General features: G+C 67.9%; 9 protein-coding genes and 1 other RNA gene. 8 read left to right on the top strand and 2 right to left on the bottom strand.

The features are described 5' to 3' along the window. The first annotated feature begins 13 nt into the window (after window positions 1-13). Window positions 14-1,015 carry a zinc-binding metallopeptidase family protein gene (locus tag GII31_RS13770; RefSeq protein ID WP_213243908.1) on the top strand — a complete coding sequence of 334 codons (1,002 nt, stop codon included), beginning with the start codon at window positions 14-16 and terminating at the stop codon, window positions 1,013-1,015. 63 nt (window positions 1,016-1,078) lie between these two features. Here the strand turns inward: GII31_RS13770 and GII31_RS13765 are convergent, their stop codons facing one another. Both GII31_RS13765 and GII31_RS13760 read right to left on the bottom strand, forming a co-directional pair. Next, window positions 1,079-1,561, bottom strand: a complete 483-nt coding sequence (locus tag GII31_RS13765) for a low molecular weight protein-tyrosine-phosphatase (protein WP_260839987.1) — start codon at window positions 1,559-1,561, stop codon at window positions 1,079-1,081. Window positions 1,562-1,705: 144 nt separating this feature from the next. Beyond that, the gene (locus GII31_RS13760; protein ID WP_213250403.1) at window positions 1,706-2,410 is read right to left on the bottom strand and encodes an HAD-IA family hydrolase; all 705 of its coding nucleotides are present in this window, start codon (window positions 2,408-2,410) and stop codon (window positions 1,706-1,708) included. Window positions 2,411-2,595: 185 nt separating this feature from the next. On the opposite strand from GII31_RS13760, the gene cobC reads away from it, so the two are divergent. From cobC to GII31_RS13725, 7 genes are all read left to right on the top strand, one after another. Further along, the gene (gene cobC / locus GII31_RS13755) at window positions 2,596-3,663 is read left to right on the top strand and encodes an Rv2231c family pyridoxal phosphate-dependent protein CobC (RefSeq protein WP_260839986.1); all 1,068 of its coding nucleotides are present in this window, start codon (window positions 2,596-2,598) and stop codon (window positions 3,661-3,663) included. A gap of 56 nt (window positions 3,664-3,719) precedes the next feature. Next, the gene (locus GII31_RS13750) at window positions 3,720-4,856 is read left to right on the top strand and encodes a Nif3-like dinuclear metal center hexameric protein (RefSeq protein ID WP_260839985.1); all 1,137 of its coding nucleotides are present in this window, start codon (window positions 3,720-3,722) and stop codon (window positions 4,854-4,856) included. A gap of 93 nt (window positions 4,857-4,949) precedes the next feature. Next, complete coding sequence (locus tag GII31_RS13745; protein WP_213243899.1) at window positions 4,950-5,687, top strand: zinc ribbon domain-containing protein; 738 nt, start codon at window positions 4,950-4,952, stop codon at window positions 5,685-5,687. After that, window positions 5,688-6,341: a histidine phosphatase family protein gene (locus GII31_RS13740; protein WP_213243897.1), complete on the top strand. Its 654-nt coding sequence runs from the start codon at window positions 5,688-5,690 to the stop codon at window positions 6,339-6,341. A 54-nt stretch (window positions 6,342-6,395) separates the two neighbouring features. After that, window positions 6,396-6,808: RNase P RNA component class A (gene rnpB / locus GII31_RS13735), an RNA gene on the top strand. A gap of 156 nt (window positions 6,809-6,964) precedes the next feature. Beyond that, a complete protein-coding gene (locus GII31_RS13730) occupies window positions 6,965-10,312 on the top strand; it encodes a DEAD/DEAH box helicase (protein WP_246222313.1) in 3,348 nt (1,115 codons plus the stop codon). Window positions 10,313-10,616: 304 nt separating this feature from the next. Further along, entirely contained in the window at window positions 10,617-11,600 is a 984-nt protein-coding gene (locus tag GII31_RS13725; protein WP_213243895.1) for a sigma-70 family RNA polymerase sigma factor, read from the top strand. Window positions 11,601-11,619: the final 19 nt, after the last annotated feature.

Genomic DNA, 11,619 nt, shown 5'->3' with positions numbered 1-11,619 from the left:
TAGCGTCTTCCTCGTGCGTGACTTCCTTTGCCGCGAATGCGGCCAGCGGCTCTCCTTCGAGAACAGCCTGTGCCTACATTGCCAGTCGCCGCTCGGCTTCTGGCTCGAGACCAGGAGCATCTACACCCTCGACGATTCCGGGAAGGTTGAGGTTGACGACATACTTCTGGACAAATGCGCCAATGCGGTGGTGGCGCAGTGTAACTGGCTCATCGAATGGACCGGTCACCCCGAACTGTGCCCGTCGTGCGCGCTGACCCGCACCCGGCCCTCCGACGCCGATCAGGAGGCACTCAAGGCGTTCGGGCAGGCCGAGTCGGCCAAACGCAGACTGGTGCTCGAACTCACCGAACTCGGCCTGCCGATCTCCGGCTTCGAGGGCAACCCGGTCAACGGCCTGGCCTTCGACCTGCTCTCCAGCGCATCGGAGTCGGTAGTCACCGGCCATGCGAACGGGGTGATCACCCTCGACCTCGCCGAAGGCGATGACGTGCACCGCGAGCAGATGCGCGTCGAGCTCGCCGAACCGTACCGCACGGTGCTCGGGCACTTCCGGCACGAGATCGGTCACTACTTCCAGATGGTGTTGGTCGACGACGCGGCACGCCCGGGTTTCGAGGCGCTGTTCGGCAATCCGGACGAGGACTATCAGGCAGCGATCGACCGGCACTACTCGGAGGGCGCGCCGCAGGGGTGGGAGCAGAATTACGTGTCGTCGTACGCGACGATGCATCCGGCAGAGGATTTCGCCGAGACGTTCGCGCACTACCTGCACATCCGCGACACCCTCGACACCGCGGCCGCGTTCGCGATGGCGCCGGCCGGTTCGACCCTCGACAGCGATCTGCCGGGCGATGTGGGCTTCGACCGGATCATCGAATGGTGGCTGCCGTTGTCCTGGGCGCTCAACCAGATCAACCGGTCGATGGGGCATCCGGACATGTACCCGTTCGTGCTCGCCGGTCCGGTGCTGGACAAGATCCGGTTCGTACACAGCCTGATCAGCTCGGACTAGCCGGGCAACCGGCCCCGGTCGCGGGCCCTGACGGCCGGGCCGGGAGCCTGAGATGGCCCGCGGCTACAGTTCGTCGAGCGCAGTGGTGGTCCAGTCGATGAGACCGGGGATCGCGGCCTCGATCTGCGCCCGGGTGTCGGCGAAGTCGGCGGGCGTGCCGTAGTAGGGATCGCTCAGGTCGAGGTCGGCGGGGTCCGCGGTCGGGTCGAAGCTGCGTAGCAGACGTACCCGGTCACCGAGGCGCTTGCGTTCCAGATCACGGACATGCCCGTGATCGGCGGCCACGAACAGATCGGCGTCGAAGTGTTCGGGCGAGAGTTGGGCGGCGACGTGATCGTCGGGGTAGCCGTGCGCGAGCAGTTCGGTGCGCGCCCGGTTGTCGGCGGGTTCGCCGGTGTGGAATCCGCTGGTCCCGCAGCTGCTGACGCGGACCCGGTGGTTGAGGCCCGCGTTCAGGAGTGCGGCCCGGAAGATGTTTTGGGCCATCGCCGACCGGCAGATGTTGCCGGTGCAGACAAAGCAGATATGGAGGTCGTCGTCAGACACTGTGCATTTCCTCTGGCAGTTCGCAATCGCTGGCAGGTTATGGACATAACACGCGCACTATTTAGTACAACAACTGAAGTTTCATATGAGAAATTACCGGCCGGGGGCGCGGATCCCCGCGCGACTGGACCATGGTGTCGGGCGTCACACTCCGAGTAGGGTACGGAGTTCGGGAACCGAACGCACACCCCAGGCCGCGGCCCCGGCCTCGCCGTCGAGCGCGTAACCCCAACCGACCTGGATCGTCGCGATGCCGAAACCCGCCGCGCCCTCGATGTCATGGAACCGATCGCCGATCATCACCACCGGCGCGTCCACGGCCCCCGTGCCGTCGACGGTCACACCCAGGCCGGCGAGCGCGTACGCGATCACATCCGACTTGTGGCGGCGCGCACCGTCGTCGGAGGCACCCGCGATCAGCTCGAAATGCTGCGCGAGGCCGAAATGATCAAGGATCTTGACGGCTGTCGCCTGATTCTTGGACGTGGCCACCGCCATCCGGCGACCGGCCGCCGACAGATCCGCCAACAGCTGGGCCATCCCGGCGAATACCGCGTTCTCCAGATATCCGACACTGGTGTAGCGCTCACGATAGGCGGCCATGGCCGCGGCCGCCACCGGTTCGTCCAGCCCCAGGGTGCGCAAGGTGTCGAGCATCGGTGGCCCGGCGATCCCCGCCACGACCTCCTCCGCCGCCGGCGGCAGCCCGACGGCGGCGAGCGCATGGGCGAAGCTGTTCGCGATCCCGGCGAAACTGTCGGTGATGGTGCCGTCGAGGTCGAGCAGGAGCGTCGTCGCGACATCGTGCGGCGGCGCGGCCCGGTCGGGAGTGACCCCGTCGGGTGTGATGCGGTCCGATGGGCTTTTCTGCACGCCCTCTATCGTGCACGTGTGGAACGGCTCAGGCACATCGAGGGCACCGAATCAGGACATCTCTGTGGATACGGTATGGTATGGCACCGCCGCTTCCGGCCGCCGGCCACACGGCCGCACCGGTGGAAAACGGCGGGGCACGGTCGATGAACGGACGGTCGATGAACGGACGGTCGATGAACGGGGAACTGTTCGCGCTCGACCGGCACGGCGACAGCGACAGTGAGGCGGGGCTGACCGACTTCGCGGTGAACGTCCGGCCGGGGCCGCCGCGGTTCGTTCTGGACGCCCTCACCGCGCGCCTGCCCGACCTGGCGCGGTATCCGACCGCCGGTGACGACGCGCGTGCCGTCGACGCCGTCGCACGGGCGCACCGCCGGACCCCCGGCGAGATCCTGCTGCTCTCGGGTGCGGCCGAGGGTTTCGAATTGCTGCCGAGGCTGGGGGCGCGCCATGCCGCGCTCATCCAGCCGTCGTTCACCGAACCGGAACTCGCCTTGCGGTCCGCCGGAATCCCGATCACCCAGGTGGTACTCGACCGTCCATGGCGACTCGACGCCGACGGTATCGCCCGGCTGATTCCCGCCGACGCCGACCTGGTGGTGATCGGCAATCCGACCAACCCGACGTCGGTGCTGCATCCGGCCGACGTCATCGAGGCCCTGCGGGCACCGGGGCGGCTGGTCGTCGTCGACGAGGCGTTCGCCGACCTCACCCTCGACCCGGTGTCGGGGGAGCGGGAGCCGCAGTCGGTTGCCTCGCGGCGATGGCCGGATGTGATCGTGCTGCGCAGCATCACCAAGACGTTCGGCCTGGCCGGTCTGCGCGCGGGGTATCTGCTGGCCGACCCCGCGATCATCGACCGGCTGTCGATGGGGCGGCGTCCGTGGGCACTGGGCACACTGTCGCTGGTCGCGCTCGCCGAATGCGTCGGCCCGCGAGGTGAGCGGTACTGCCGGAAGGTGGCCGCGGAGGTCGCCGAGCAGCGCTCCGATCTGATCGCGGGTCTGCGTGAGCTCGGTATCGAGCCCGCCACCACACCCGAGGCGTCGTTCGTGCTGATCGAGGTCGACGACGGGCTGGGGGTGAAGCGGCGGCTGTTCGAGCAGGGGATCGCGGTGCGCAGTGCCGCCAACTTCGTCGGCCTGGGGCCGGGGTTCCTGCGATTGGCGGTCCGCGACCGGCCGACGACCGCCCGGCTGATCGAGTCGCTGCGGGCCGGTGGGTGAGGTTGTCTGGCGGGTGACGTTGTGAACCATCCGGGTCGGTGACAGGGTGAGGAACCATGAGTGAGAACACGGTCCGGACGCTCGCCGACGTCATCGGCGTCCTCGACGAGGCCTATCCGCGCCGGCTCGCCGAATCCTGGGACTCGGTGGGACTGGTGTGCGGAGACCCCGCGGAATCGGTGACGCGGGCACTGGTCTGCGTCGATGTCACCGATCGGGTCGTCGACGCGGCCGTCGCGTCCGGGGCGGACCTGATTCTCGCTCATCATCCGCTGCTGCTGCGCGGCGTCGACTCGGTGGCCGCCGACACCCCGAAGGGCCGCGTCATCCACCGGCTCGTACGGGCCGGGATCGCGCTGTTCACCGCCCACACCAACGCCGACAGCGCCCGCCCAGGGGTGTCCGACGCGCTCGCCGCCCGGTTCGGCCTGCTCGACACCGTGCCTTTGCGGCCGCTGCCGGCCCGCCCGATGGACAAATGGGTGGTGATGGTTCCCGAAGGCAGCAGCGACCAGGTGAGCGAGGCGATGTTCGCCGCCGGTGCCGGTGCGATCGGTGAGTACCGGGACTGTTCGTGGTCGGTGACCGGCATCGGCCAGTTCGAGCCGCAGGCGGCGGCCAACCCGGCGATCGGGGTCATCGGGAGACGCGAACGCGTCGACGAGGCGCGCGTGGAGATGGTCGCCGAGCGGGGGCTGCGCAACCGGGTGCTCGCCGCGCTGCGCGCCGCGCACCCGTACGAGGAACCGGCCTTCGACATCCTCGAACTCGCCGAGGTCGACAGCGAACTGGGTCTGGGACGCATCGGGCGGCTACCCGGACCGGTGACGGCCGCCGAGTTCGTGGCGCTGGCCCAACGAGAGCTGCGCGGGCCGTGGGGAGTGCGTGCCGCCGGTGATCCGGCGACCGTGATCGAGGCCGTCGCGGTGTGCGGCGGCGCCGGCGACTCACTGCTCGGTGCGGCTGCCGCCGCCGGCGTCGACCTGTATCTGACGGGCGATCTGCGTCATCACCCGGCCGACGAGGCCATCCGTGCCGGCGGGCCGGTGCTCGTCGACGCCGGGCACTGGGCGACCGAGTTCCCGTGGTGCCGGGGTGCCGCCGACCTGTTGCGTGGGCGCGCGGGGATCGTTGCGCAGGTGTACCCCGAACCCACCGATCCGTTCGGGATGTACTGCGGCCCCGGGCTGTGATCGCGGTGGACCGGGCGCGCGATGTGCCCGGTGAACGGCAGGTGACACAATCGATCAGTTGACCGTTGACTTCCGACAAGAAAGCAGGCCCCGATGAAGGCTGGTTCCGGCGCACAAAGGCAGCTCCTCGATCTGGCTGATCTTGATGCTGAGCTGGCTCGCATCGCACACCGCGCGCGGACGCTGCCCGAGGAGGCCGAGCTCGCCGTACTGGCCGAACAGCGCGACGCCGCGCGCGGCGACCTCGTCCGCGCCGAGATCGCCGCAGAGGACCTGGACCGCGAGTACCGGCGCATCGATTCCGAGGTCACCGGGATGAGCGCGCGCGAGGCGAAGGACACGGCCCTGCTGCAATCGGGAAAGCTGGCACCCAAGGCGCTCACCGAACTGCAGCACGAACTCGCCGGCCTGGGCCGGCGGCGGTCGGTGCTGGAGGACGAACTGCTGGCGGTGATGGAACAGCAGGAGGCCCTCGGCGCCGAGGCCGAACGTGCGCAGGCCACGGTCCTCGACATCGAGGCCAAGGTCGCCGAGGCCACCGGCCGCCGCGACGCGGCTCTGGCCGGGCTCGACGGCGAACGTGAGGTGAAGGCACAACGCCGCGCCGAGGTGGTGGCGCTCGTCGACGAGGCTCTGCTGGCCGTGTACGACCGGCAGCGCGCGCAGGGCCGGGCCGGTGCGGCGTTGCTGCGGGCCCGCCGGTGCGGGGGCTGCGGCATGGAACTCGACCGTGGTCTCATCGGGCAGATCAGCGCGGCCGCCGACGACGAGGTGGTGCGGTGTGACGAGTGCGGCGCGGTCTTGGTGCGCACACCCGAGTCGGGGCTGTAGATGGCCGGGCCGAAGTCGACGCCGACCTGGCAGGGGCAGCGGCAGGAGCCGACACGTCTGGTGCTGTTGCGGCACGGGCAGACTCCGCTGTCGGTGGAGCGGCGCTATTCCGGTCGCGGCAACCCCGAACTGACCGAGCTGGGCCGCGCGCAGGCAGCCGCGGCGGGTCGGCGGCTCGGTGCCGACAGTTCCATCTCGGCCATCGTGTCGTCGCCGTTGGCGCGGGCGACCGCCACGGCTCGCGCCGTCGCCGACGTCAACGGGCTCGATGTGGAGGTTGTCGACGGCCTCACCGAAACCGACTTCGGTGAGTGGGAGGGGCTGACTTTTCTCGAGGCCGCCGGGCGCGACCCGCAGGTGCACCGCGAATGGCTGGGCGATGTGACGCTGCCGCCGCCGGGCGGGGAGAGCTTCGCCGCCGTGGCCGGGCGGATCGGGGACGTCAAACAGTCCCTGCTGCAAAGGTTTCCGGGCCGGACAGTGCTTGTCGTCTCGCACGTGACGCCGATCAAGACACTGCTGCGGGATGCCTTGCGAGCCGGGCCCGAGGTGCTTTACAGCATCCATCTGGATCTGGCATCGGTATCGATCGTCGAGTTCTACCCGGACGGTGGTTCGGTGGTGCGACTCGTCAACGACACGAGCCACCTCTAGGGCGTGCTCCGGTCTCCGGCGGCCCGTCGCGGTGGTCTATCCTTGCAGGGCGAACGAGTCGGCCGGGCGGCCGCGGCGCACGGAACGACCGGTCACCGGGGATGCCGAGCGCCGAGGAAAGTCCGGACTCCACGGAGCAGGGTGGTTGTTAACGGCAACCCGGGGTGACCCGCGGGACAGTGCCACAGAAAACAGACCGCCGCCGGCACCTCGGTGCCGTCGGTAAGGGTGAAACGGTGCGGTAAGAGCGCACCAGCGACGCGGGTGACCGCGCCGGCTCGGTAAACCCCACCCGGAGCAAGGCTGAAGCCCGCACCACCCGGTGCGGGTGCGCAGGTGTTCGAGGGCTGCTCGCCCGAGCCTGCGGGTGGGCCGCTTGAGGTACCCGGTGACGGTGTGCCCAGATGGATGGTCGCCGCCCACGCCTGGCGTGGGCACAGGATCCGGCTTACAGGCCGACTCGTTCGCTCTGGCGCCGCCCGCCGCACCCGGTAGGGTGGGGCAATGTCTGGATTCGCTGTCGTCGCCGCCGAATGCGTTGCGCTGACCCGTCCGGTGACGTGAGCGGGCAGCAGGTATCCATCGTTCCTAGCGAACTGCTGCGGAAGTTCGGCAGCGGAGCGATGAGCAAGGGCACCCGGTATTCCAACACCGACATGATCATCGACTACGGCTGGAACGCGCGCGGTGAGCTGACCGGCCGGTGCCGCGGCTCGGGTCGGGAGATCTATCAGGTGACTGTCGCGTTCACCGGGGCGCCGTCGTCGCGGACGGTGCGGATGGCGATGTGTTCGTGTCCTGTCGGGCTGAACTGCAAACACGCGGTGGCGCTCCTGCTGGTGGCGGGCCGAGCCGGGGTGCGTACATCGGTACCCGAGGTGTCCTGGCGGACGATGCTGTCGGCGGTGCTCGACGACGCTTCGCCGGGCTCACCGGCCGTGCCCGAGACCCGGCCGCTGGCGTTGCACATAGGGATGACTGCCGCGCCGCGGTACGCCACCCGCATGTCGGGAGACACCGCTCCGACGTTGACGATGGCGCCGATGACCATGGGTAAACGAGGGCGGTGGATCAAGACCGGTGCGTCGTGGAGCAACGTCCTCGATGCCTATAACCGGGACTTCGCGCCCGCCCAGAAGGCCGCGATGTCGGCGTTGTACCGCGAGTTCGTCGGCAACGCCTACAGTCACGGTGCCATCGACACACTTCGGCTGACCGGTGCACCCGCCACGATATGGCCTCTGCTGGACGCCGTGGTGGAGGCCGGCGTGTCGCTGACCGTCGACGGCGGGCTCACGGCGAACGCCGTGCGTCTGGCCACGGGACGACTGCGGTACACCCTGGCCGCCCACGAATCGGGTGCTCGGCTCACCGCGGCATTCGAGATCGATCCGCCGTCGAGCGGCGGAGCGGAACAACAACTTTCACCCGGCGACGTCGGTGGCTATCTCGGCCCCGACGCCCGCCGGTCGCATGGGCTGTGGACCGTGGACGGCGGCACCCTCGTCCTCGCCGGATTCGATCCGGTGCCCAGCCCCGCCGAACTCGACGCCGTCCGCTCCGACGCACAGGTGTTGATCCCACAGGAAGACCTGCCCGAATTCGCCGCGCAGGTGCTGCCTCGACTGTCCCACGTGCGCAGCATCGAGGTGCGCGACGCCGAGCTGTTCGCGCCACCGCGAATCGAGGGTCCGTTCGTGACGCTGACATTGACGGCGGAGTCGGCCGGCGGTGCGCGACTGTCGTGGAGCACCGGCTACCGGGTCAACGACACCACGCACCTGTTCGATCCCGCGGAGCGAGTCGGCACGGGATACCGGGATCAGGCCGAGGAAGACGCACTGTGGCAGTCGGTCCGGCCCGAACTGTCGGCGACGGCGTGGGTGTGCCGCGGCTGGGTAGCCGATGCGACGGCGCACTGGCAGCGTCGGCAGCATCGCGAGCACTCCGCGCTGATCGTGGGGGAACTGGGCCTGCTGCGCAGCGGCCGACCACTCGCCGACGTGATCACCGATGCCGACATCGAAAGTCTGCGATTGCCGGTGTCGTTGTCGGAGGTCGAGGCGGCGGTGCTGTGCGTGGAGGCGCTGCCCGAACTCGAGGCGCATCCCGACATCGTCGTCGACAATCGGCTCGGTGTCGATTATCGGGCGGCACCGACCCCGCCCAGCATCGAATTCTTCGCCGACGCCGGCGAATCGGGCGATGACGGGAATCTCGGCAATGACTGGTTCGGTCTCGGGATCACGGTGACCGTCGGACCTGTGCCGGTGCCGGTCGCCGACATCATCCGCGAGATCGTGTCGGGCGCGACGCACATGCTCGTCGGTGACGGCGTGTACTTCCCGCTCGACACCCCCGAACTGATGAAGCTGTCCGAATTGCTCGCCGAGGCGCGAGCACTCGGCGAGATCGAATCGGGCAAAGTGCACACCGCCAGCCTGAACGCGACATTCTGGGAGGAACTGCTCGCGCTAGGCGTGGTCGACGAACAACTCGCCCGGTGGCACAAACGGATGGCCATGCTCGCCGACGCCGTGCCGCCGCACCCGGTCGACCCACCCACTGAACTGTGCGCGCAGCTCCGCGACTACCAACAAGCCGGGTTCGACTGGTTGAATTTCCTGTGGGACAACGGACTCGGCGGCATCCTCGCCGACGACATGGGTTTGGGCAAGACCGTGCAGACCCTCGCGCTCATAGCCCGTGCCGTGGCCGAGGACGCCGATGCGAGCTTCCTGGTGATCGCCCCCACCAGCGTGGTGGCCAACTGGGCGGCCGAATGTCGCAAATTCGTTCCGGACCTGCGGACGGTCGCGGTGACGGGCACCGAGGCCAAGACCGGGCTGAGTTTCGCCGACCAGGCCACCGGTGCGAACCTGGTGGTCACCTCGTACACGCTCCTGCGGCTGATGTTCGATGAGATCAACGAATTCCACTGGAGCGGAGCGATATTCGACGAAGCTCAATTCATCAAGAACCATGCCGGAAAAACGCATCAGTGTGCTCGGCGCATCGACGCCGGCTTCAAACTCGCCATCACCGGCACTCCGATGGAGAACAACCTGATGGAACTGTGGTCGCTGCTGTCGGTGACGGCCCCCGGGCTGTTCCCGTCACCGACCGCTTTCACGGACTACTTCCGCAAACCCATCGAATCGCATTCGGCACCTGAGCGATTGGGAGTGTTACGCCGACGGATCAAGCCGGTCATGTTGCGTCGCACCAAGGATCAGGTGGCCATCGACCTGCCGCCCAAGCAGGAGCAGGTGCTGACTCTGGAGCTGTCGGCTCGGCACCGCAAGATCTACGACACCCGGCTCGCCCGGGAGCGGCAGAAAGTCCTCGGGCTGCTCGGTGACTGGGAGAAAAACCGGTTCCAGGTGTTCCGTTCGCTCAGCGTGCTGCGCCAGCTCAGCCTGCACGCCATGCTCGTCGACGACACCCACCACGGTGTTTCATCGGCGAAGGTCGAATATCTCACCGAACAATTGCCCGAACTGATCGCCGAGGGACACACCGCACTCGTCTTCAGTCAGTTCACCCGGTTCTTGCACATCCTCACCACGCACCTGGACAAGGTGGGCATCGCCTACAGCTACCTCGACGGGTCGATGAACGCCGCTCAGCGCGCCGACGCCGTGGCACGGTTCACCGGCGGCCGGACGCAGGTGTTCCTGATCAGCCTCAAGGCCGGCGGTTTCGGACTCAACCTCACCGAGGCCGACTACTGCTTCGTCTGCGATCCGTGGTGGAATCCGGCCGCCGAGGCGCAGGCCGTTGACCGGGCACATCGCCTCGGGCAGCAACGCCCGGTCACCGTCTACCGGATGGTGTCGGCCGACACCATCGAAGAACGGGTAGTGGCCCTGCAGGAACGCAAACGAGCCCTGTTCGACGCGGTTGTCGACGACGGTGAACTGTTCGGGACCACGATCAGCGCCAACGACATCCGGGACATGATCGGCTGACGTCGGCTGCAGGATTCGTGTCCCGCGTTCAGAACTGTGTCCCGCGTAGTGGTTGTCGCGATATCCGATACGCGGGACGTATATCGGGACGCGAGAACTCAGGCGTCGGATGGCAACGGCGCTGTTCGGCTGAGTGTGAGCCAGGTGGTTGCGAGCTGCTCTGGTGGGCATGGCTTCTCGCCGGACCCTCGTGCCCCTCGCTCGCTCGTCGCTTCGGCCTCGGGGATCACGTGGACCCGCACGACACCATTATCGGCGGGCGAGCCCGGGGCGGTGCTGCGGCGCGGATGTAAGACTGGTAACCATGACGGTGGTTGACGAATTGCAGGCTGACCGGTTCCGAACGGAGTTGATCGGGTACTGCTACCGGTATTTCGCCTCATACGCCGAAGCCGAGGACGCGGTACAGGAAACGTTGACTCGGGCCTGGCAGCACGCCGATGAGTTCCGTGACGAATCGTCGCTGCGGACCTGGCTGTACCGCATCGCCACCAACATCTGCCTGGACATGGCCAAGGCCCCGCAGCGGCGGACACTGCCGATGGATCTGTCGGGACCCGGCGCCATCCCCGACGATCCGACGGCCCTCACGACCCTGCCCGAAGCCACCTGGGTGGGACCGATCGCCGACGCCGCGCTCACCACCGACCCGGCCGATGCGACCATCGTCGGCGAGTCGATCCGATTGGCTTTCATCACCGCGCTGCAGGTGCTGCCACCACGCCAGCGGGTCGTTCTTATTCTGCGGGATGTGCTTGGGTGGTCGGCCCAAGAAAGTGCGAAGCTGCTCGGATTTTCCGTTGCTTCGGTGAATTCGGCCTTGGCTCGCGCCCGCAAGACGTTATCCGACGCATCCGGGTCCGACGCATCCGGCGGCACCCGCCCGGTCAGTGCCCGGGACCCGGCCCAGCGCCGCCGTGACCAGGAACTGCTGACCGCGTACGTCGCCGCCTTCCGGGCGTACGACGTAGACCGTCTGGTCGAACTGCTCGCCGAGGACGCCACCTTCTCCATGCCGCCGTTCGAACTATGGCTGCACGGCATCGACAACATCGAAAGGTGGTGGCGCGGACCGGGCCAGGTGTGCCGAAACTCACGCACCATCGTCACCGCCGCCAATGGTCAGCCCGCTGTCGCCGTCTACCACGACAACGGGACCGGGCTCTGGTTACCGTTCGCGATCCACGTGCTCGACACCTCCGACGACGCGATCACCGGCATCACCCATTTCATGGGCATCGAGGTGTTCGACCAGTTCGGGCTACCCGAGAGCGTCGTCGAAGAATAATTCCCGCCCGTCACCGATC

It is taken from the genome of Gordonia pseudamarae (assembly GCF_025273675.1).
GTDB lineage: Bacteria > Actinomycetota > Actinomycetes > Mycobacteriales > Mycobacteriaceae > Gordonia > Gordonia pseudamarae.
This window is presented reverse-complemented; position numbering and strand designations above follow the sequence as displayed.

Coding starts and splice junctions, on each gene's coding strand:
- cobC (WP_260839986.1), top strand. CDS start 2,596: ATGAACGGACGGTCGATGAACGGGGAACTGTTCGCGCTCGACCGGCAC.
- GII31_RS13750 (WP_260839985.1), top strand. CDS start 3,720: ATGAGTGAGAACACGGTCCGGACGCTCGCCGACGTCATCGGCGTCCTC.
- GII31_RS13745 (WP_213243899.1), top strand. CDS start 4,950: ATGAAGGCTGGTTCCGGCGCACAAAGGCAGCTCCTCGATCTGGCTGAT.
- GII31_RS13740 (WP_213243897.1), top strand. CDS start 5,688: ATGGCCGGGCCGAAGTCGACGCCGACCTGGCAGGGGCAGCGGCAGGAG.
- GII31_RS13730 (WP_246222313.1), top strand. CDS start 6,965: ATGAGCAAGGGCACCCGGTATTCCAACACCGACATGATCATCGACTAC.
- GII31_RS13725 (WP_213243895.1), top strand. CDS start 10,617: ATGACGGTGGTTGACGAATTGCAGGCTGACCGGTTCCGAACGGAGTTG.